20 protein-coding genes are annotated in these 19,085 nt (G+C 68.1%); 7 read left to right on the top strand and 13 right to left on the bottom strand.

The window, feature by feature from the left end; all coding sequences use genetic code 11:
- Window positions 1-11: 11 nt before the first annotated feature.
- Entirely contained in the window at window positions 12-2,288 is a 2,277-nt protein-coding gene (locus D4766_RS06110; protein WP_120716648.1) for an NADP-dependent malic enzyme, read from the bottom strand.
- Between the two features lie 147 nt (window positions 2,289-2,435).
- Here D4766_RS06110 and mutS point away from each other — a divergent pair, with 147 nt between their 5' ends.
- Together mutS and D4766_RS06100 are read left to right on the top strand one after the other, a co-directional pair.
- Window positions 2,436-5,060, top strand: coding sequence for a DNA mismatch repair protein MutS (gene mutS / locus D4766_RS06105; RefSeq protein WP_194955796.1), 2,625 nt, complete (start codon window positions 2,436-2,438; stop codon window positions 5,058-5,060).
- Between the two features lie 81 nt (window positions 5,061-5,141).
- A complete protein-coding gene (locus tag D4766_RS06100; protein WP_120716647.1) occupies window positions 5,142-5,555 on the top strand; it encodes a YidH family protein in 414 nt (137 codons plus the stop codon).
- Between the two features lie 6 nt (window positions 5,556-5,561).
- On the opposite strand, the gene D4766_RS06095 is transcribed toward D4766_RS06100, so the two are convergent.
- The 5 genes from D4766_RS06095 to gluQRS form a co-directional block, all read right to left on the bottom strand.
- Window positions 5,562-5,855, bottom strand: coding sequence for a hypothetical protein (locus D4766_RS06095; RefSeq protein WP_120716646.1), 294 nt, complete (start codon window positions 5,853-5,855; stop codon window positions 5,562-5,564).
- A 54-nt stretch (window positions 5,856-5,909) separates the two neighbouring features.
- Window positions 5,910-6,779 carry a 3-hydroxyacyl-CoA dehydrogenase family protein gene (locus D4766_RS06090; protein ID WP_120716645.1) on the bottom strand — a complete coding sequence of 290 codons (870 nt, stop codon included), beginning with the start codon at window positions 6,777-6,779 and terminating at the stop codon, window positions 5,910-5,912.
- A 70-nt stretch (window positions 6,780-6,849) separates the two neighbouring features.
- The gene (locus D4766_RS06085; protein ID WP_120716644.1) at window positions 6,850-7,431 is read right to left on the bottom strand and encodes a cob(I)yrinic acid a,c-diamide adenosyltransferase; all 582 of its coding nucleotides are present in this window, start codon (window positions 7,429-7,431) and stop codon (window positions 6,850-6,852) included.
- 13 nt (window positions 7,432-7,444) lie between these two features.
- The gene (locus D4766_RS06080) at window positions 7,445-7,672 is read right to left on the bottom strand and encodes a twin transmembrane helix small protein (RefSeq protein ID WP_120716643.1); all 228 of its coding nucleotides are present in this window, start codon (window positions 7,670-7,672) and stop codon (window positions 7,445-7,447) included.
- Window positions 7,673-7,676: 4 nt separating this feature from the next.
- On the bottom strand, window positions 7,677-8,495 hold the full coding sequence (gene gluQRS, locus D4766_RS06075) for a tRNA glutamyl-Q(34) synthetase GluQRS (RefSeq protein ID WP_120716642.1): 819 nt from the start codon (window positions 8,493-8,495) through the stop codon (window positions 7,677-7,679).
- A gap of 105 nt (window positions 8,496-8,600) precedes the next feature.
- On the opposite strand from gluQRS, the gene D4766_RS06070 reads away from it, so the two are divergent.
- Complete coding sequence (locus D4766_RS06070; protein WP_120716641.1) at window positions 8,601-9,206, top strand: HNH endonuclease; 606 nt, start codon at window positions 8,601-8,603, stop codon at window positions 9,204-9,206.
- Window positions 9,207-9,276: 70 nt separating this feature from the next.
- Window positions 9,277-9,645: a hypothetical protein gene (locus D4766_RS06065; protein ID WP_120716640.1), complete on the top strand. Its 369-nt coding sequence runs from the start codon at window positions 9,277-9,279 to the stop codon at window positions 9,643-9,645.
- Here the strand turns inward: D4766_RS06065 and trmB are convergent.
- The 5 genes from trmB to lptB form a co-directional block, all read right to left on the bottom strand.
- On the bottom strand, window positions 9,642-10,343 hold the full coding sequence (gene trmB / locus D4766_RS06060) for a tRNA (guanine(46)-N(7))-methyltransferase TrmB (protein ID WP_120716639.1): 702 nt from the start codon (window positions 10,341-10,343) through the stop codon (window positions 9,642-9,644). The two genes, D4766_RS06065 and trmB, sit on opposite strands and share 4 nt — an antisense overlap.
- A 16-nt stretch (window positions 10,344-10,359) precedes the next feature.
- On the bottom strand, window positions 10,360-11,130 hold the full coding sequence (locus D4766_RS06055) for a sulfite exporter TauE/SafE family protein (RefSeq protein WP_120716638.1): 771 nt from the start codon (window positions 11,128-11,130) through the stop codon (window positions 10,360-10,362).
- A gap of 172 nt (window positions 11,131-11,302) precedes the next feature.
- Entirely contained in the window at window positions 11,303-11,998 is a 696-nt protein-coding gene (ctrA, locus tag D4766_RS06050) for a response regulator transcription factor CtrA (RefSeq protein ID WP_120716637.1), read from the bottom strand.
- Between the two features lie 171 nt (window positions 11,999-12,169).
- A complete protein-coding gene (rpoN, locus tag D4766_RS06045; RefSeq protein ID WP_120716636.1) occupies window positions 12,170-13,627 on the bottom strand; it encodes an RNA polymerase factor sigma-54 in 1,458 nt (485 codons plus the stop codon).
- A 26-nt stretch (window positions 13,628-13,653) separates the two neighbouring features.
- Window positions 13,654-14,433, bottom strand: coding sequence for an LPS export ABC transporter ATP-binding protein (lptB, locus tag D4766_RS06040; protein ID WP_194955808.1), 780 nt, complete (start codon window positions 14,431-14,433; stop codon window positions 13,654-13,656).
- A gap of 175 nt (window positions 14,434-14,608) precedes the next feature.
- On the opposite strand from lptB, the gene D4766_RS06035 reads away from it, so the two are divergent.
- Genes D4766_RS06035 through D4766_RS06025 form a run of 3 tightly spaced genes read left to right on the top strand, consistent with a single transcriptional unit; the run spans window position 14,609 to window position 17,806 of the window.
- Entirely contained in the window at window positions 14,609-14,974 is a 366-nt protein-coding gene (locus D4766_RS06035) for a hypothetical protein (protein WP_120716634.1), read from the top strand.
- Between the two features lie 51 nt (window positions 14,975-15,025).
- Entirely contained in the window at window positions 15,026-16,369 is a 1,344-nt protein-coding gene (locus tag D4766_RS06030) for a TldD/PmbA family protein (RefSeq protein ID WP_120716633.1), read from the top strand.
- A gap of 21 nt (window positions 16,370-16,390) precedes the next feature.
- Window positions 16,391-17,806 carry a mechanosensitive ion channel domain-containing protein gene (locus D4766_RS06025; RefSeq protein ID WP_234024929.1) on the top strand — a complete coding sequence of 472 codons (1,416 nt, stop codon included), beginning with the start codon at window positions 16,391-16,393 and terminating at the stop codon, window positions 17,804-17,806.
- Between the two features lie 17 nt (window positions 17,807-17,823).
- On the opposite strand, the gene ppa is transcribed toward D4766_RS06025, so the two are convergent.
- Together ppa and D4766_RS06015 are read right to left on the bottom strand one after the other, a co-directional pair.
- Window positions 17,824-18,369 carry an inorganic diphosphatase gene (gene ppa / locus D4766_RS06020; protein ID WP_120716632.1) on the bottom strand — a complete coding sequence of 182 codons (546 nt, stop codon included), beginning with the start codon at window positions 18,367-18,369 and terminating at the stop codon, window positions 17,824-17,826.
- A 55-nt stretch (window positions 18,370-18,424) separates the two neighbouring features.
- On the bottom strand, window positions 18,425-19,081 hold the full coding sequence (locus D4766_RS06015) for a DUF1345 domain-containing protein (protein ID WP_325049129.1): 657 nt from the start codon (window positions 19,079-19,081) through the stop codon (window positions 18,425-18,427).
- Window positions 19,082-19,085 lie beyond the last annotated feature (4 nt).

Here is a 19,085-nt window from a genome sequence, read left to right as displayed (position 1 = left end):
TCGACGGCAATCTAGCCGACGACACCCGCCGCGGCGAGCACCGCCAGCGTCAGCACCTCGGGCGCGATCGCGGTCATCGGCGCGATCTGCACCGGCTTCTCCATGCCCACCATCATCGGCCCGATCGTGGTCGCCCCGGCCAGTTCGCGCAGCAGCTTGGCCGACAGGTTGGCCGATTGCAGGCCCGGCATGATGAGGACGTTCGCGGGTGCCGACAGGCGGCTGAACGGGTAGAGCTCCATGATCTTGGGATTGAGCGCGGCATCGGGGCCCATCTCGCCTTCGTATTCGAAGCCGGGGTTCTCCGCGTCGAGGATCGCTACCGCGTCGCGGATGTTGTCGAGCCACTGGCCCGGCGGGTTGCCGAAGGTGGAATAGCTGAGGAAGGCGACACGCGGCTCGTGGCCCAGCCGGCGCGCGACCGCCGCGGTTTCCTTCGCGATGTGCGCGAGCTGTTCGGACGTCGGCCGTTCGTTGATCGTCGTGTCGGCGAGGAACACCGTGTAGTTCTTGCCGATCAGCATGTGGATACCGAACGGCACCGCGCCGGGCTTGTCGGCTTCCTTCGGGTCCAGCACCAGGTTCACCTCGCGCGCGGTCTGGGCGAAGGTCCGGGTGATGCCGCTGATCATGGCGTCGCCGTGGCCCAGCGCCACCAGCAGCGCGGCGAAGACGTTGCGTTCCTGGTTCACCATCCGGCGTACGTCGCGCAAGGTGCGCCCGCGGCGCTTCAGCCGTTCGTAGAGGAAATCGACCATCTGCGGCACGAGTTCACTGTCGTTCGAATTCTGGATCTCGAAGCTGCCCGGATCGCTCGCGCCCAGCATGTGCAGCTTGTCGACCACCGCCTTGGTCCGCCCGACCAGGATCGGGGTGCCGTAGCCGAAGTCGCGGAACTGGATCGCCGCGCGCAGCACGACGTCCTCCTCCGCCTCGGCGAAGACGACCCGCTTGGGGTTCGCCTTGGCATCCTCGTACACGCGGGTGAGCACCGACGTGGTGGGGTTGAGGCGGGCCTTCAGTTGCAGGCGATAGGCGTCGAAGTCCGCGATCGGGGCTTTCGCCACCCCGGTGTCCATCGCCGCCTTCGCAACCGCGCTCGAGACGACTTCCATCAGGCGCGGATCGAACGGCGCGGGAATGATGTAGTCGGTGCCGAACTTGTGGTTGACGCCGTAGGCCGCGGCGACCTCGTCGGGTACGCGTTCGCGCGCCAAGCTGGCGATCGCCTCGGCCGCGGCCATCTTCATCTCCTCGTTGATCGCGGTCGCCTGCACATCGAGCGCGCCGCGGAAGATGAACGGGAAGCCCAGCACGTTGTTGACCTGGTTGGGGTAGTCGCTGCGCCCGGTGGCGACGATCGCGTCGGTGCGCACGGCCTTGGCCGCTTCGGGCCGGATTTCGGGTTCCGGGTTGGCCATCGCGAAGATGATCGGCTGGTCCGCCATCCTCTCCACCCACTCGGGCTTCAATGCGCCCGCCGCGCTGAGGCCGAGGAACACGTCGGCCCCCACCAGCGCTTCTTCCAGGCTGCGCGCCTCGGTCACGGTGGCGTGCGCGCTCTTCCACTGGTCCACGTTGTCGCGGCCCGGATAGATCGGCCCCTGCCGGTCGCAGACGATCACCTGGTCGGCCGGCACGCCCAGCGACTTGATGAGCGCGGTGCACGCAAGCGCCGATGCGCCCGCGCCGTTCACCACCATCTTGACGTCCTTGAGATTGCGGCCGGTCAGGTGGCAGGCGTTGATGAGGCCGGCGGCGGCGATGATCGCGGTGCCGTGCTGGTCGTCGTGCATGACGGGGATGTTCATGCGTTCGCGCAAGGCGGCCTCGATCACGAAGCATTCGGGCGCGGCGATGTCTTCCAGGTTGATGCCGCCGAAGCTCGGCTCCATCAGCGCGACCGCCTCGATGAACTTGTCCGGGTCCTCGGTATCGAGTTCGAGGTCGATCGAATCGACGTCGGCGAAGCGCTTGAACAGCACCGCCTTGCCTTCCATCACCGGCTTCGACGCCAGCGCACCGAGGTTGCCGAGGCCGAGGATCGCGGTGCCGTTGGAAATGACCGCGACGAGGTTGGAGCGGGCGGTATACTTTGCAGCGCAGGCCGGATCGGCCGCGATCGCTTCCACCGGGGCCGCGACGCCGGGCGAGTAGGCGAGGCTGAGGTCGCGCTGGGTCGCCATCGGCTTCGACGCCACGATCTCGATCTTACCGGGGCGGATCGTCTCGTGGTAGAACAATGCCTCGCGGGTGGTGAAGGCGGTCGGCTTCTCGGTGTCGGACAATGTCGGTCTTTCGGTTCGGGTTCGCCCGGTGCCGTAACGGAAGATTATCGGTCGCGACAGGGGCAACAGGGGGAACAGGGGCAACAGGGGAAAGCGCCGCGCGGGCGAGTTGGCGAATCGGGATGCGCCCCGCTACGCCCCGGCGCTATGGCCGGCGGCGCAACCCCGATGATGCAGCAGTATCTGGCGCTCAAGCGCGAAGCCGAAGGGTGCCTGCTGTTCTACCGGATGGGCGATTTCTTCGAACTATTCTTCGACGATGCGAAGATCGCCGCGCAAGTGCTCGACATCGCGCTCACCAGCCGGGGCGAGCACGACGGCGAGCCCATTCCAATGTGCGGGGTGCCGGTGCATTCGGCGACAAGCTACCTCGCGCGGCTGATCAAGGCCGGCCAGCGCGTCGCCATCGCCGAGCAGACCGAGACGCCCGAGGAGGCCAAGGCGCGGGCGAAGCGCGAGGGTGCCCCGGTGTCGAAGGCGCTGGTCGCACGCGACATCGTCCGCTTCGTGACCGCCGGGACCCTGACCGAGGAAGCCCTCCTCGAACCGCGCCGCGCCAACGTGCTGGCCGCGGTATGCGACGTGCGCGGCACTTTCGGGGTGGCGAGCGTCGACATCTCGACCGGGCGCATGGTGCTCGAAACCTGCGCCGAGACCGACGTTGCCGCGGCTCTCGCACGGCTGGCCCCGAGCGAGGTCGTGGTGCCCGACGGCTGGGATTCGGCGCCCGAGGACAGCACCCCGCGCCCGCGCGCCGAATTCGGCAGCGATACCGGCGCCGAAATTCTGCGGGAGGTCCACGGGGTCTCCACCCTCGACGGCTTCGGCCAGTTCGACCGCGCGATGCTGGGCGCGGCGGGCGGCCTCGTATCCTACTTGCGCCACGTCGGCCGGGGAAACCTGCCGCTGCTCCTGCCCCCGGTCGCGGCGGACGGCGGCGGGACCCTGGCGATGGATGCCGCAACCCGCGCCAGCCTCGAGATTATCGAGGCATCGGGCGGCGGCCGGCGCGGCTCGCTGATCGAGGCGGTGGACCGCTGCTCGACCGGCGCCGGCGCCCGCCAGCTGGCCGAGGATCTCGCCGCTCCGCTGACCGACCGGCCTGCGATCGAGGCACGGCTGGCCCTCGTCGCCTGGCTCCACGCCGACCCGCTGCTGCGCGCCGATATCCGCGCCGCCCTGCGCGCCATGCCCGACATCGGCCGCGCACTGGGCAGGGTGGTGGCGGGGCGCGGCTCCCCGCGCGATCTCGGGCAACTGCGCGACGGGCTCGACGGCGCACGGCGACTGCGCGATCATGTGAAGGGGCAGGGCGACCTCCCGCCGCTGCTGGAAACGCTGCTGCCCGACCTCGGCGGGCACGGCGCGCTGACCGACCTCTACGCCCGCGCGCTCGTCCCCTCGCCGCCGACCGAGCGGAGCGGCGGCGGGTTCATCGCCGAAGGCTACGACGCCGCGCTCGACGATCTGCGCGCGACGAGTGGCAACGCCCGCCGCGCGATCGCGGCTCTCGAGGCGAAATATCGCAGCGAGACCGGCATCGCCGCGCTCAAGATCCGGCACAACGGCGTGCTCGGCTACTTCATCGAGGTGCCCGCAAAGCATGCCGACGCACTGATGGGGGCGGACAGCGGGTTCACCCACCGCCAAACGATGGCCGGCGCAGTGCGTTTCAATTCGCTGGTCCTGCACGAGGAAGCGAGCCGCATCGCGGAGGCGGGCGGCCACGCGCTGGCGGCGGAAGAAGCGCATTTCGAGGACCTCGTCGACAGCGCCGTCGCCGCGCGCGAGGCGATCGCCCGGACCGCCGCCGCGCTCGCCCGGATCGACGTTGCCGCCAGCCACGCCGAGCGCGCGGCCGAAGGGGGCTGGGCCCGCCCGACGATCGTCGAGGAAGCCGTGCTCGAAGTCGAGGGCGGGCGGCACCCGGTGGTGGAGGCGGCGCTGGCCGGTGCCCGCGAACGCTTCGTTGCCAACGATTGCCGGCTCGGTCCCGACGACCGCCTGTGGCTGATCGGCGGCCCCAACATGGGCGGCAAGAGCACGTTCCTGCGCCAGAACGCGCTGATCGTCCTGCTGGCGCAGGCGGGCTCTTTCGTGCCGGCAACCAGCGCCAGGGTCGGCCTCGTCGACCGCCTGTTCAGCCGCGTGGGCGCCAGTGACCAGCTCGCCCGCGGCCGCTCCACCTTCATGGTCGAGATGGTCGAGACCGCCGCGATCCTCAGCCAGGCGACCGATCGCAGCTTCGTCATCCTCGACGAAGTCGGCCGTGGCACATCGACTTACGACGGGCTGGCGCTGGCCTGGGCGGTGGCGGAGGCTGTGCACACCGGCAACCGCAGCCGGTGCCTGTTCGCGACGCACTATCACGAACTCGCCCGCCTTGCGGAAAGCTGCGAGGCGCTGAGCCTCCACCACGTCCGCGCGCGCGAGTGGAAGGGCGATCTGGTGCTGCTCCACGAACTGGCGGAGGGGCCGGCCGACCGCAGCTACGGGCTCGCCGTGGCGCGTCTTGCGGGGGTGCCGCCGGCGGTCGTAGCGCGTGCGAAGGCCGTGCTCGACAAGCTGGAGAAGGGCCGCGCCCAGACCGGGGGGCTGGCTGCCGGGCTCGGCGACCTGCCACTGTTCGCCGCGGCGGCGCACATCGAGGAGGAGCAGTGCGATACCTTGCGCGATTCGCTGGCCGCGCTCGACATCGACGCGCTGAGCCCGCGCGAGGCGCTGGAGACGCTCTACGAGCTGAAACGGGAAGCGGGGGCGACCGGCGGCTGACCGGCTCCGGCAACCGCCGGAAAGATTTGTTGCCCGGACCCGAGGTTGCCGCGCGCTGAGACGACGCTATCGTCGCGTGGAATGGCCCAGGACGAAACCGACAGCCCGCAGCCGGACAGCAACGACCTCGCGGTCGAACGGACCGAACTCGCGGAGGACCGCAACATCATGGCGATGGAGCGGACGTTCGCGGGCTGGATCCGCACCGCGTTCGCGGCGATCGGCATCGGGCTGGCATTCCGGGCTGTATTCGGCGCATTCGACCCACCGTGGCTGGCCCGCGCGATTGCGACGATGTTCATCCTGTCCGGCGCACTTTTGGCTTGGTCCGCCCAGCGCCGCATGTGCGCGACGCTGGGGCGGCTTCATTCTCACGCGCTGGAAGGCCCTTCGGCCCCGAACTTCCGCATGCTGGCCTATGCGGTGATCCTCGGCGCGCTCGTGCTGGTGGCGGGGATATGGGTCCTCAACGACGGAACCATCGCCGAGGCCTGAGCCGGCTCAGCTGTCGGACGGCAGCTCGGGATCGATGTCGTTGTCCTCGCCGTACTTGCCCTCGTCGTCGTCCATGTTGGGTTCGCCGCGATAGGCCCCCATGTCGATCCGGCCCGAAGCTTCCATGTCGCGCATGTGATCGACGACGTCGGGCGTTTCAGTGGTGTCGTGCTTCACACTGGAGGTCGGATCGCCCTTGCGCAGCTGCTGCGCTTGGTCGGCGACGGTCTGCGCCTGGCTTTGTTCGTCGTCCTGTTCGTCGTTGTGTGTTTCGGGGGCGAGATCGGGATCGGTGGGCATTGGGTAACTCCTTTGCCCGGACAACCGACGCCCGCCCGTTCGCGTTCCCGCGGCTCAGCGCGTTGGGACCGGTGCCTCGCCCGAATAGTCGTAGAACCCCTTGCCGGTCTTGCGGCCCAGCCAGCCCGCCTCGACGTATTTCATCAGGAGCGGGGCGGGGCGGTACTTGCTGTCGCCCGTCGTCGTATAAAGCACGCGGACGATGTCGAGCACGGTGTCGAGTCCGATGAAATCGGCCAGTTCCAGCGGTCCCATCGGGTGATTGAGGCCGATGCGGCAACCCGTATCGATATCCTCGATGCTCGCGGTTCCCTGGCCCAGCACGAAGACCGCTTCGTTGAGCATGGGCACGAGGATGCGGTTGACCACGAAACCCGGCTCGTCCTGCACCTCGACCACCTGCTTGCCGAGGCTTTCCGCCAGGGCGCGGGTGCGGGCGGTCGTCTCGGGCGCGGTGGCGAGACCGGGAATGACCTCGATGAGGCCCATGACCGGCACGGGATTGAAAAAGTGAAGCCCAATGAAGCGCGCCGGGTCGGGCGTCCAGTTGGCCATCCGGGTGATCGGGATCGAACTGGTATTCGACGCCATGACGGCATCTGCGCCTAGAACCTTGCCGGCAGCGCCGAAGATCGACTGCTTGACCGTCTCGTTCTCGGTCGCGGCCTCGATCATGAAAGCGGCATCGCCCATCGGGGAAAGATCGGCGACCGGCTCGATACGCCCGAGGGCGGCTTCGGCGTCGGATACCGCGATCTTGCCGCGCCCGACCAGCTTGCCGAGCGCCTTCTCGATGCCGCCCTTGCCCTTTTCGGCTGCGGAAAGGTCAACATCGGACAGGAGGACACGGTATCCGTGCTGCGCCAGCGTCTGCGCGATGCCGGAGCCCATCTGGCCCGCTCCGATGACGCCGATCGTTTCCATGCCGAGTATTCCTTCGCAGTTGCAGCGAAGGCGCGTTAGCGGGCGCAGCAATCGCTGGCCAGCGCTTTGCTCAGCGGTTCGCTCCGGGGGTCCAGGTCACGTCGCCGCGGCCCTCGTCGTTGCACAACCGGGCGAGCTGGAAGAGGTAGTCCGACAGCCGGTTGACGTAGGACAGGGCGGCCGGATTGACCGGCTCGTGCGAAGCCAGAGCGGCCATCGCGCGTTCGGCTCGGCGCACCGCGGCCCGCGCGACATGGACACGCGCGGCGCTCTCGCTGCCGCCCGGCAGGACGAAGCTGGTGAGCGGCTCGAGACGCTCGGTCGCGGCATCGATCCGTTTTTCCAGCCATTCGGCCTGCGCCGAAACCATCCGCAGGATCATTTCCGATGGGGTGAAATCGGCGCCGCCCACCTCGCCGAGCGGCGTTGCGAGGTCCGCCCCGAGATCGAACAGGTCATTCTGAATCCGGGCGACGTTCGCGGCCGGTTCGCCGTCCAGCGACACCGCGGCGAGACCGAGCGCGCTGTTCGCCTCGTCCACCGCGCCGATCGCCTCGATCCGCGCGCCGGCCTTGGACGTGCGCGATCCGTCGACGAGCCCGGTGGTGCCGTCGTCGCCGGTGCGCGTGTAGATCTTGTTGAGCTTGACCACCCGCGCGGCCCGCTCAGCGGGCGAGGCTGAGGAGCAGGAACACGACCACGATCGCCGCGCCCTGGAACAGGATGCGGTTCATCATCATCTTGTTCTGCTTCAGCTGCATTTCCTTCTGCCGCGTGCCGCCATCCTCGATATCGGCCTTGTGCGATTGCAGGAACGCCACGATCCCGCGGACGAGCGAATAGACGACCGCCGCCATGAGGGCGAGGAGCACGATGATCAGGAGGGTCTGCATGACGCTAATCTAGTCCTTCGCCCAGCGAGATTCCAGACGGGAAGCGGTGGGCGCGCAAAGAATCGGCGAGGGCCCGCCCGTCCTCGCCGGCGAGGCGCCTTTGGGCGAGGCCGAACCCCGCAGCGCCCGATCCGCGGCGCTTGGCGAGTTTCCTCCCGTCGGACTCGACCAGCAGCAGGTGGTGGTGCCAGCGCGGCACCGGCAACCCGAGCAGCGCCTGCAGCAGCCGGTGGACATGGGTCGCTGAAAACAGGTCGCGGCCTCGCGTCACCAGCGTCACACCGTCGGCCGCATCGTCGAGCGTGGCGGCGAGGTGGTAACTGGCAGGCGCGTCCTTGCGCACGAGCACGGGGTCGCCGGCGAAACCGGGGTCGGCGCGCTGGACGCCGGCGATCTCGTCCGTCCATTCGAGCGGCCCGGACATCGCCAGAGCGCGTTCGACGTCGAGCCGCCAGGCGGCATCCCGGGGCGCATCGGTCCGCCCGCGGCACGTACCGCGATAGACCGGGCCGCCGATCTCGGCACGGGTGCAAGTGCAGGGGTAGAGCAGCCCGCGCGAGCGAAGGCTGTCCGCCGCCGCCTCGTACGCGGCGAGCCGGGTGGACTGGGCCGGCACCTCGTCCCACTCGAGCCCCAGCCATGCGAGGTCGCGGCGGAACTCGTCCGCCAATTGGGGCTGGCTGCGTGCGCCGTCGATATCCTCGATCCGCAGCAGGAACCGCCCGCCGCGTTTTCGCGCGAGATCGTGGGCGACGATCGCCGACCAGGCGTGACCCAGGTGGAGCGGCCCGTTGGGGCTGGGAGCGAAGCGGGTGACCTCCATCGCCGGAGGCCTAGCCGCAATCGGTCGGGGATACAGCATCTGTCACGAACTTGACTCCCGAATCGGCAAATGGTCCTCTGGGTCAATCGGAGGGGCAGGACGCGTATGTTCAAGGCCGAACTGATCGAACGGGCGGCACAGTTCCGCAGCGCGGAAGGCGATCCGGCGCGCAAGCTGGAAAGCTGCCCGGCGCTGGTGCTCAACGCCGACTACACACCGCTGTCGTACTATCCGCTGAGCCTGTGGCCGTGGCAGACGGCGATCAAGGCGGTCTTCCTCGAACGGGTGGACATCGTCGCGAGCTACGACCGGCAGGTGCATTCGCCCAGCCTCGACATGCAGATTCCGAGCGTCATCGCGCTGCGGCAGTACGTGAAGCCGAGTGAATTCCCCGCGTTCACCCGCTTCAACCTGTTCCTGCGCGACCGGTTCGCCTGCCAGTATTGCGGTAGCGAGAGAGACCTGACCTTCGATCACGTCATTCCCCGCCGGCTCGGAGGCAAGACCACGTGGGAGAACATCGCCACCGCATGCGCGCCGTGCAACATGAAGAAGGGTGGCCGCACGCCTGCACAGGCGCACATGAACATCGTGCGCCCGATCCGGCCGACGAGCTGGCAGCTCCACCAGCACGGCCGCGCGTTTCCGCCGCATTACCTCCACGAAACCTGGCGCGACTGGCTCTACTGGGACATCGAGCTCGAGGCCTGACGGCGCCGGTTCGTTTAGTTAACCATCCGCGTTCGGCGGGGCGAAACCTCGCGGGGCCAAGGTCCGGGCCATGGGGATCGCAAAAAGGCCGAAACTGGCCACTTCGTATTCTGGACCGCGCGCCGGCGAGCGCGAGGCGGTTTCGCTTGATGCCGTGTGCCGGGTCGGGGACGGGGAGCCGTTCGCGGTCGCCGTGCTCGATCTCGATGCGCGCGGATGCCGCGTACGGGGATTTGGCGCCGCCGCGACCAAGGCCGACCCGATCATTCTCACACTGGGAACCGTCCATTCTATCGTGGCGCGCCTGCGGTGGGCCAAGCGGGGGAGTGCGGGCCTGCGCTTCGACGAGCCCCTGTCCGAGGATCGACTGGCCGAAGCGAGCGAGAGCGCGACGCCTGCGCCGCCCTCGCGCGTCATTCCGATCCGGCGCGCGCCCTAGCGTCGGCGGAAGCGGAAATACCAGACCTCGTGCCCGTAGACCGTGCGGGCCTTGTGCTCGTAGCGGGTCTCGGGCCAGCCGGACGGACGGTTCTGCCAGCTGGACTTGCCCTCCACGACCCATTCGAAATCGTCGGTGAAGCGGCGCATCACCATGAGCGCATGGCGTAGATAGACCGCGTGGTCGGTGCCGAAGCGGAACTCTCCGCCGGGCTTCAGCTTGTCGGCGATCATCCGCACCGGGCCGTCGTTCATCATCCGCCGCTTGGCATGCCGCGCCTTGGGCCAGGGATCGGGATGGAGCAAATAGAGCATCGTCAGCGCGCCGTCGGGCACGCGGCCAAGCACCTCCAGCGCGTCGCCATGGTGAATACGCACGTTCCCGAGCGCCCCGTCGCGCACATGGGTCAGGGCCTGCGCGACCCCGTTCACGAAGGGCTCGGCGCCGATGAAGCCGTGATCGGGCAGCAGGTCGGCCCGATAGGCGAGGTGCTCGCCGCCGCCGAAGCCGATCTCGAAATGAAGCGGGCGCGCATCGCCGAACAAGGCCTCGCTCGTTACCGGCCCTTCGGCGGGCGGCGCGATCTGCGGCAGCAGGTCGTCGACCAGCGCCTGTTGGCCAGCGCGCAGCGGCTTGCCCTGGCTGCGGCCGTAGAGGCGGTTGAGGGTCGTCGGATCGCCGGGCTTGTTCGCGGTCATGCGCCGCCGCCTAGCGTCACTTCATCCAGGCGGTCCAGACCCCGTATGCACTGGTGAGGGTGAGGACGATGCCGACCAGGATCAGCATCCACTTGGCCGGAACCCGTTTGGCCGCCAGCGCGCCGAACGGAGCGGCCAGCACGCCGCCGATGAGCAGGCCCAGCGTCGCCCCTGCCAGATCCGCGATGCCGAGGTGCCAGATGAACGTGGCCGAGATGGTGAGGGTGAGGAAAAACTCGACCGAGTTCACCGTGCCGACGACCTTGCGCGGGTCGGCGCCCTGGATCAGCAGGTTCGAGGTGACCACCGGCCCCCACCCGCCGCCGCCCGCCGCGTCGAGGAAGCCGCCGACGAGACCGAGCGGCGCGACGTATTTCGCCTCGCGCTGGGTGGGCGGATAGAGAAGGCCGCGTGCCAGAAGGTAAAGCCCGATACCCGTGAGGTAGAGCAGGACGAACGGCTTCACGAGCGCGGCGTCGAGATTCGACAGCAGGTACGCGCCGCTGACGCCGCCGATCACGCCGGGTATCAACAGCCGGAAGAACAGCTTCACGTCAATGTTGCGATGGTAGAGGTGCGACAGCCCGCTCATCGCGGTGGTGAAGCATTCGACCACGTGCACGCGCTGCGATGCGACCGCGGGCGGGAGGCCGAGGAAGCCGACCAGAAGCGTGTTCATTATGACGCCGAATGCCATGCCCAGCGCGCCGTCGACCAGTTGCGCCGCGAAGCCGATGCCGATGAACGGCAGCAGCGCCCACAGGTTGAAATCGCCGAATTCGATCATCGCCTGTCTCCGGGCTATGGAGCCAGAGAACTGCCGCGCACCGACCGGGCCGGAAAGATAGATTTTCTAGCGCGCGCGGATGCCAATTGCCTTGCGCGAAACGAAAACCGCCCGGGATGCGAACACCCCGGGCGGCTCTTCCCCCGTCCAAAAGGAAAGAAATTCGGTCGGGTCAGGCCGCTTCGGCCTCCTCGTGCGGATCGCGCAGCACGTAGCCGCGGCCCCACACGGTCTCGATGTAGTTCTCGCCGCCGCAGGCGTGGCTGAGCTTCTTGCGCAGTTTGCAGATGAACACGTCGATGATCTTGAGCTCGGGCTCGTCCATGCCGCCGTAGAGGTGGTTGAGGAACATTTCCTTGGTCAGCGTGGTGCCCTTGCGCAAGCTGAGCAGCTCCAGCATCGCGTATTCCTTGCCGGTCAGGTGCACGCGAGCCCCATCAACCTCGACAGTCTTGGCGTCGAGGTTCACGGCGAGCTTGCCGGTGCGGATGACCGACTGGCTGTGACCCTTCGACCGGCGGACGACGGCGTGGATGCGCGCCACCAGTTCCTCCCGGTGGAAGGGCTTGGTGACGTAGTCGTCGGCGCCGAAGCCGAAGCTGCGGATCTTGCTGTCCATCTCGGCGATGCCCGACAGGATCAGCACCGGCGTCTGCACCTTGGCGACGCGCAGCTTTTTCAGAACGTCGTACCCGTGCATGTCGGGCAGGTTCAGGTCAAGCAGGATGATGTCGTAGTCGTAGAGCTTGCCCAGATCCAAGCCCTCCTCGCCGAGGTCGGTCTGGTAGACGTTGAATCCCTCGGTGGTGAGCATAAGCTCGATCGCCTTGGCCGTCGTCGGCTCGTCCTCGATCAGCAACACGCGCATGGCCAGGTTCCCCCTCAAAGCCCCGAAATCCGGCGGCTAACTCCTCGGTAAGAGGTGTTGTCCGCGATTAACCACAAAACGTCTGAAGGAAAAAGGTTAACGGCATGTAAACGACACGGGCGAAAACTTGCTGAGTCCTTTTCGCAACAGTGCCGCGCCGGCGCTTCGCGATCAGAGGGCGGCCAGCTTGCGAGCGCGCCGCCGCTGCACGCTGCTGCCGATACCCATCGACTCGCGGTACTTGGCCACGGTCCGCCGGGCGAGATCGAAACCCTTGTCCTTCAAGAGGTCGACCAGCGTGTCGTCGGACAGGATCGCCTTGGCATCCTCCGCCTCGATCAGCTGGCGGATCGCGGCCTTCACTGCCTCGGCACTCGCCCCTTCGCCATCGGCGCCGTCGCCGGTCCGGCCGACGCCGCTGGTGAAGAAGTACTTGAGTTCGAACGTGCCGCGCGGGCAGGCGAGATACTTGTTACTCGTCACCCGGCTGACCGTGCTTTCGTGCATCTCGATCTCGTCGGCCACGGCGCGAAGGGTCAGCGGCCTCAGTTCGCTGACGCCCCGACGAAAGAAACTCTCCTGCCGTTTCACGATCTCGGCGGCAACCTTGAGGATGGTCTTCGCGCGCTGGTCGAGCGCCTTCAGAAGCCAGTTCGCTTCCGCCAGCTGATCCTTCAACCAGCCGTGCGCCGTCTTGTCGTCGCCCGCGCCGGTGCGCAGTTCGAGATAGTAGGCGCGGTTGACGATGAGGCGGGGAAGCGTCGCTTCGTTGAGGGCGATGTCCCACCCGCCCTTTGCTTCGGACAGGAGGATGTCGGGGACCACCGCCGCCTCGCCGCCGCCGCCGAAGCGCAGGCCCGGCCGCGGATCGTAGCCCCGCAGTTCGGCAAGCATGTCGGCGAAGTCCTCGTCGTCGACCTCGCACATTCGCTTCAGCCGCGCGACGTCGCCCTTCGCCACCAGTTCCAGGTTATCGATGAGGCGCGCCATGCACGGATCGTAGCGGTCCGCCTCCTTCGCCTGCAGCGCCAGGCATTCGGCGAGATTGCGCGCGCCGACACCGGTCGGATCGAGCGACTGCACGACGGCAAGCGCGCGCTCGATTTCGGAAAGCGGAACGCCCAGCGTCGCGGCCATTTCGGGCAGCGTGGCGGCAAGGTAGCCCGCCTCGTCGAGCTGGTCGATGAGGGCGCGGGCGACGAAGGCCTCGCGCGCATCGCCCGCCGCCGCGCCGACCTGCGCGTGGAGATGCTGCGCGAGGGTCGGGCCGCCGGCCTCGCCCCGTTCGTCGATCGCGGGCGCGTCCTCGCCGCCGGGCGAACCCGCGGCGGCGCTCCAGTCGCCGGTGTCGCGGTCGCGGTCGAGCGCGGTCTGGTCGATGTCGAGCGCGGCCTCGCCGACGCCGGCCGCATCGGATGCGGTTTCCTGCGGCAGGGGCTCGGGCGCGTCAGCGCCCTCCTCGCGCCGCACTTCGCCTACCTCGAGCAGGGGGTTGGCCTCCAGCGCCTCGCCGATGAAGGTCTCTAGTTCGAGGTTGGACAGCGCCAGCAGCTTGATGGCCTGCTGGAGCTGCGGCGTCATCACCAGCGATTGGGACTGCCGCAGGTCGAGGCGTGGTCCGAGCACCATGACGTATCAGACGGGCGGGGGGCAGATCACAGCGTGAAATTCTCGCCGAGGTAGAGGCGCCGCACGTTCTCGTCGGCGACGAGCGCCTCGGGCGTGCCGGCGAACAGGACCTGGCCGCCGTAGATGATGCAGGCGCGGTCGACGATCTCGAGCGTTTCGCGCACGTTGTGGTCGGTGATGAGCACACCGATCCCACGGGTCTTGAGGTCTTTCACCAGATCGCGGATGTCGCTGATCGACAGGGGGTCGATGCCCGCGAACGGTTCGTCGAGCAGCATGATGCTGGGCTTGGCCGCCAGCGCCCGCGCGATCTCGCAGCGGCGCCGCTCGCCCCCCGACAGCGCCATCGCCGGGCTTTCGCGCAGGCGCGTGAGGCCGAATTCGTCGAGCAGCCGGTCGAGCTCGGCCGCGCGGGTCGCCTTGTCGGGCTCGACGAGTTCCAGCACGCAGTTGATGTTCTGTTCGACCGTCATGCCGCGAAAGATGCTGGTTTCCTGCGGCAGATACCCGAGGCCGAGGATCGCGCGGCGATACATCGGTAGCTTCGTCACGTCCTCGCCATCCATCAGGATGCGGCCCGAATCGGGGCGGACGAGGCCCATGATCGAATAGAAGCACGTCGTCTTGCCCGCGCCGTTCGGGCCGAGCAGGCCGAGCACCTCGCCCTTGCCCACCGTCAGCGAGATGTCGGACAGGACCGAGCGCTTGTCGTAGCTCTTGGCGATGGAGATGACCTCCAGCCCTCCGTTGGGGAGCGGGGCGGTGGCGTCCGCGCGTTCGGGAGCGGGCGGGGTGTCGGTCGTCATCGTGTCCATGCCCGGCCGGCATTAGCATTGCCGGAGGCGCAGGAAACCCCCGTTGGTTGTCGTCTGGCAGGAAACGTGCATGGCCCGCGCCGGGACGTTCGCGGACGCGCCCTTGCAATACCGCAGCGTTAGTGGGATGATCCGTGCCGGAGAGAGGACTTAGGGAGAGCCAGACATGGCCAAGGCGATCGATCGCGCAGCGCGTCCGGTACGGATGCTCGACTGGCGCAAACGCATGAGCGACAACATTGCTTATGCGCTGCTGGTCTACACCGGCCTTCAGATCTTCGTCACCGTCCATGCGCTGAAGTCGGGCTCGGCATCGATGTTGCCCTACCTCGCGCTGGTCGTCCTCGTCGCCGCCATCATCCCCGCCTGCCGCCTGTTCGAAGGACGCTGGATGGGTATTTCGGACGAAGCTGCGGCTGACCCGGCGCTGCGCGGTGCATACCGGCGCGATCAGGCGTTGCTGTGGCTCCTCGCCATCGGGCTGCCCTTCGCGCTCACCGCGCTGTTCAAGCTGATCGCCTCGCTCGGCTGATCCGCCAGCCTGTCGTTGCGGCGACGGCGCGGTCCGCCTAGCGCGGATCGCATGACACCCGATATCCTGCTCGATGCCGCACAGGCTCTCGTTGCCGCTGCCCGCAGGGCGGGGGCGACTGCCGCCGATGCGGTGGGCCGCGCCGACCGTTCGCAGTCGGTCAGCGTACGCCTGGGCGCGCTGGAGGACGTGGACCGGTCCGAGAGCGTGGACCTGGGCCTGCGGGTATTCGTCGGACGCCGCTCGGCCAGCGTGTCCAGCGCGGACGTTTCCGCCGGGGCGGTACGCGAACTGGCGGAACGCGCCGTCGCGATGGCGCGGCATGCGCCCGAGGACCCGTATGCCGGCCTCGCGCCCGAAGAAAAGTTCGCCCGCGGGCCGTTCCCCGATCTCGATATCGCCGACGATACCGATCTTTCGCCCCAGACACTGCGCGAGCGCGCCAGCGCGGTAGAGGATGCGGCGCTCGCAGTTGCCGGCGTCGCGAACAGCGAAGGCGGTTCTGCCGGCGCGAGTCGGTCCGTCGCGGCGCTCGCGACCTCGACGGGCTTCGCGCATGCCTTCGAAGGGACCGGCCATTCGCTGAGCGCGAGCGTGATCGCGGGCGAGGGGGCAGGGATGCAGCGCGACCATGCTGCGCGCAGCACGCGGCACCTCGCCGACCTTCCCGATCCCCACGAGATCGGCCGCCTCGCCGGAACCCGTGCGGTCGCGCGCCTCGACCCGGGCGGCCTCGCGGGCGGGCCCATGCCGGTCGTGTTCGATCCGCGCGTTTCGGCCTCGCTCGTGGGCCATTTGCTCGGCGCAATGGCAGCCCCAGCGATCGCTCGGCGGGCGAGTTTCCTTCTCGGACGCGAAGACGAATCGCTTTTCCCGGACGATCTGTCGCTGGTGGAAGACCCCCTGCGCCCGCGCGGGATGCGTTCGCGTGCCGTCGACGGCGAGGGTGTGGCGTGCCGACCCCGCGCGCTCGTCGAGAACGGGCGGCTCATCGGCTGGCTCACCAACGTGGCATCCGCCGCGCAGCTCGGCTTGCCGCTCACCGGCCATGCCGCGCGCGGGACCGGCGGTGCGCCCGGCGTGTCGCCGAGCAACGTCGATCTGGTGGGCGGAAGCGGCAGCGTGGACGACCTCATCGCCGACATTCGCGACGGCGTGCTCGTCGATTACCTGATTGGGCAGGGCGTGAACGGCGTGACCGGCGACTACAGCCGCGGCGCGGCGGGGCGGCGTATCGTGAACGGCCGGATCGAGGGTCCGGTCGCAGGCTTCACCATCGCGGGCAATTTGTTAGACATGTGGCAGGGCATCCGGGCAGCCGGGGATCTCGAAACCTGGCGCGCAGTCAATGCGCCGACCTTGCGTGTGGACGGCATGACCGTGGCGGGATCGTAAGGTGAGGGGGAAACGAACGTGATTGCATCGCTGCTGCGACCCCTTGTCTGGTTCGCCCTGCTGCTGGCGGCCGCCCCCGCGGCGGCGATCCTCCCTACGGCCGATCCATCCCCCGAACCCACGGCGACCGCCTCGCCCACCCCCATCGCCACCGATACCGAACAGGGCGCCGACGACCGCATAGCGCGCCGGCTGAGCGGTATCTTCGCCGCCCTGCCCGCATTCGAAAAAGTGCGAGTGACCGTGCGCGAAGGCGTGGTAACGCTGGCCGGCCCAGTGCCTGTGGAAGACGACATCGCCCGGGCGGAAGCGATCGCCGGGCGCATCGCCGGTGTGGTCACGGTCGAAAACGATCTCGAACGCGATGTCTCGATAGACGGCGCCGCGGCGGTCGGCGGGATCGCGGCCAAAGTGGCGGGGTTTGCCAAGATGCTGCCGCTGATCGGCCTCGCGCTGGCGATCTGGCTGGGCATCGCGCTGCTGGGCTATCTGATCGCCGGGCTCGGGCGCATCTGGCACCGGCTCGCGCCCAACTCCTTCCTCGCCGAACTCATCGCCAGCGCGATCCGCTTCGTGTTCGTGGTCGGCGGGCTGGCGATCGCGCTCGATATCGTGGGCGCGACCGCGCTGCTCGGGGCGGTACTCGGCGGGGCGGGGCTCGTCGGCGTCGCGCTCGGCTTTGCGATGCGCGACACGATCGAGAACTACGTCGCCTCGCTGATGCTCTCGCTACGCCAGCCGTTCCGCGCCAACGATCACGTGGTGATCGACGACAGCGAAGGGCGGGTGATTCGCCTCACCAGCCGCGCGACCGTGCTGATGACGCTGGACGGCAACCACCTGCGCATCCCGAACAGCAACGTCTTCAAGGCGACGATCCTCAACTATACCCGCAATCCCAAGCGCCGCTTCGACTTCATGCTGGGTATCGACGCCGACGACGATCCCGACGCCGCGCGCAAGCTCGGCCGCGAGACGCTGGCGAGTCTCGATTTCGTGCTCGCCGAACCCCCGCCCGAAGCGCGTACCGAGGAGGTGGGCGATTCGAACATCGTGCTGAAGTTCCTGGGCTGGATCGATCAGGGCGAAGCCGACTGGTACAAGGCCAGCAGCCGGGCGATCGCCGCGGTCAAGTCGGCATTGGAGCACGGCGGTTTCGCCCTGCCCGAACCGATCCACCGCCTGCGCTTCGACGAGCGGACCCCGCTGCCATTCGAGCAGGTATCCTCAACACGCGAACCGGATCGTGACGCGTCCGACGCGATATCGCCGCCCCCGGCGGCGCGGCGCGCACCGAAGGCTCCCGCCACCGATGTCGCCCATGCCGAGGACGTCCGCCCCAACGCCGAAATTGCCGAGATGGTCGACGACGAGCGCCGCAAGTCGGGGGAAGGCCAGGAAAACGACCTGCTCGATTCGAGCAAGCCGGTGGAGTGACCCCGGGGGGGCGAAGGTCAGGCCGCCCCGGCCTTCGCGTCCTTCGCTCGCTCGATCGATTCGACCACGATGCGGCGGGCTTCCGCAGCGTCGCCCCATGCACCGACGCGCACCCACTTCTCGGCTTCGAGATCCTTGTAGTGGGTAAAGAAGTGCTCGATCTGCTGGAAGATGATGGAGGGCAGGTCCTTCGTTTCGGCAACGTCGGAATAGTAGGGGAAAGTCGTGTCGATGGGCACGCAGATGATCTTCTCGTCGCCGCCGTGTTCGTCTTCCAGGTTCAGCACGCCGATGGGGCGCGCGCGCACGACGCAGCCGGGAATGAACGGCGAGCGGGCGATGACCAGCGCGTCGAGCGGGTCGCCGTCGGGCGACAGGGTGTGCGGCACGAAGCCGTAGTTCGCCGGGTAGCGCATGGGCGTGTGGAGGATGCGGTCGACGAAGAGCGCGCCGCTGTCCTTGTCGAACTCGTACTTCACGGGCTCGCCGCCGGTCGGTACCTCGATGATGACGTTCAGGCTCTCGGGCGGGTTGTCGCCCACGGGAATCTTTTCGATCTGCATGGTGCGGCCCCTTAGGCAAGCCGATGCTGCGCCGCAACACGCATCGCGCAGTCGATCAGCTTCCGCCGCCCAGCACGTTGATGGTGAAGGCGATCACGCCGATGTTGAATACGAAGGCGGCGAAGCAGTGGAACAGCGCGACCGTGCGGACATAGGTCGTGGTCGTCTCCACGTCCGAAGTCTGGAACGTCATGCCGAGCGTAAACGCGAAGTAAGCGAAGTCCCAGTAACCCGGCGTCCTGTCGGACCCCGGAAACGCGATGCCCCCGCGATCGCCGCCCTTGTCGGGATCCTTCGAATAGAACGCGTGGGCGTAATGCAGGGTGTAGACGCTGTTGGCGAACAGCCAGATGAGCAGCAGCGTGCCCACGAGCTTGACGATCGACCAGGCGTCCCCGCCTTGGGCGCCCTTCATCTCGCCGGTGATGGCTGCCATGACGACCACGGTAAGGAGCGTGGTCAGGCCGAGCACGAGCGCGCGGTTGGCATCGTTGTCGCGGGCGTGGCGGCGCATTTCGTCCGCGCTGCATTCGCGAAGCAACGGCCACAGCGAAACGAGGAACACCGCCGCGGCCGCATCGAACGCCAGCGCGATCCCGTCGCGCCAGTCGTCCGACGGCATCGTCAGCTTTAGTGCGGCGTAGCTCGCGACCATAACCGCGAGGAAGACGAGGAAACGCGCGGGCGCGACGCGGTTGCCGATGCCCGCCAAGGGC

It is taken from the genome of Tsuneonella amylolytica (assembly GCF_003626915.1).
GTDB classification, from domain to species: Bacteria; Pseudomonadota; Alphaproteobacteria; order Sphingomonadales; family Sphingomonadaceae; genus Tsuneonella; species Tsuneonella amylolytica.
This window is presented reverse-complemented; position numbering and strand designations above follow the sequence as displayed.

Coding starts and splice junctions, on each gene's coding strand:
- mutS (WP_194955796.1), top strand. CDS start 2,436: ATGGCCGGCGGCGCAACCCCGATGATGCAGCAGTATCTGGCGCTCAAG.
- D4766_RS06100 (WP_120716647.1), top strand. CDS start 5,142: ATGGCCCAGGACGAAACCGACAGCCCGCAGCCGGACAGCAACGACCTC.
- D4766_RS06095 (WP_120716646.1), bottom strand. CDS start 5,855: ATGCCCACCGATCCCGATCTCGCCCCCGAAACACACAACGACGAACAG.
- D4766_RS06090 (WP_120716645.1), bottom strand. CDS start 6,779: ATGGAAACGATCGGCGTCATCGGAGCGGGCCAGATGGGCTCCGGCATC.
- D4766_RS06080 (WP_120716643.1), bottom strand. CDS start 7,672: ATGCAGACCCTCCTGATCATCGTGCTCCTCGCCCTCATGGCGGCGGTC.
- gluQRS (WP_120716642.1), bottom strand. CDS start 8,495: ATGGAGGTCACCCGCTTCGCTCCCAGCCCCAACGGGCCGCTCCACCTG.
- D4766_RS06070 (WP_120716641.1), top strand. CDS start 8,601: ATGTTCAAGGCCGAACTGATCGAACGGGCGGCACAGTTCCGCAGCGCG.
- D4766_RS06065 (WP_120716640.1), top strand. CDS start 9,277: ATGGGGATCGCAAAAAGGCCGAAACTGGCCACTTCGTATTCTGGACCG.
- trmB (WP_120716639.1), bottom strand. CDS start 10,343: ATGACCGCGAACAAGCCCGGCGATCCGACGACCCTCAACCGCCTCTAC.
- D4766_RS06055 (WP_120716638.1), bottom strand. CDS start 11,130: ATGATCGAATTCGGCGATTTCAACCTGTGGGCGCTGCTGCCGTTCATC.
- ctrA (WP_120716637.1), bottom strand. CDS start 11,998: ATGCGCGTGTTGCTGATCGAGGACGAGCCGACGACGGCCAAGGCGATC.
- rpoN (WP_120716636.1), bottom strand. CDS start 13,627: ATGGTGCTCGGACCACGCCTCGACCTGCGGCAGTCCCAATCGCTGGTG.
- lptB (WP_194955808.1), bottom strand. CDS start 14,433: ATGACGACCGACACCCCGCCCGCTCCCGAACGCGCGGACGCCACCGCC.
- D4766_RS06035 (WP_120716634.1), top strand. CDS start 14,609: ATGGCCAAGGCGATCGATCGCGCAGCGCGTCCGGTACGGATGCTCGAC.
- D4766_RS06030 (WP_120716633.1), top strand. CDS start 15,026: ATGACACCCGATATCCTGCTCGATGCCGCACAGGCTCTCGTTGCCGCT.
- ppa (WP_120716632.1), bottom strand. CDS start 18,369: ATGCAGATCGAAAAGATTCCCGTGGGCGACAACCCGCCCGAGAGCCTG.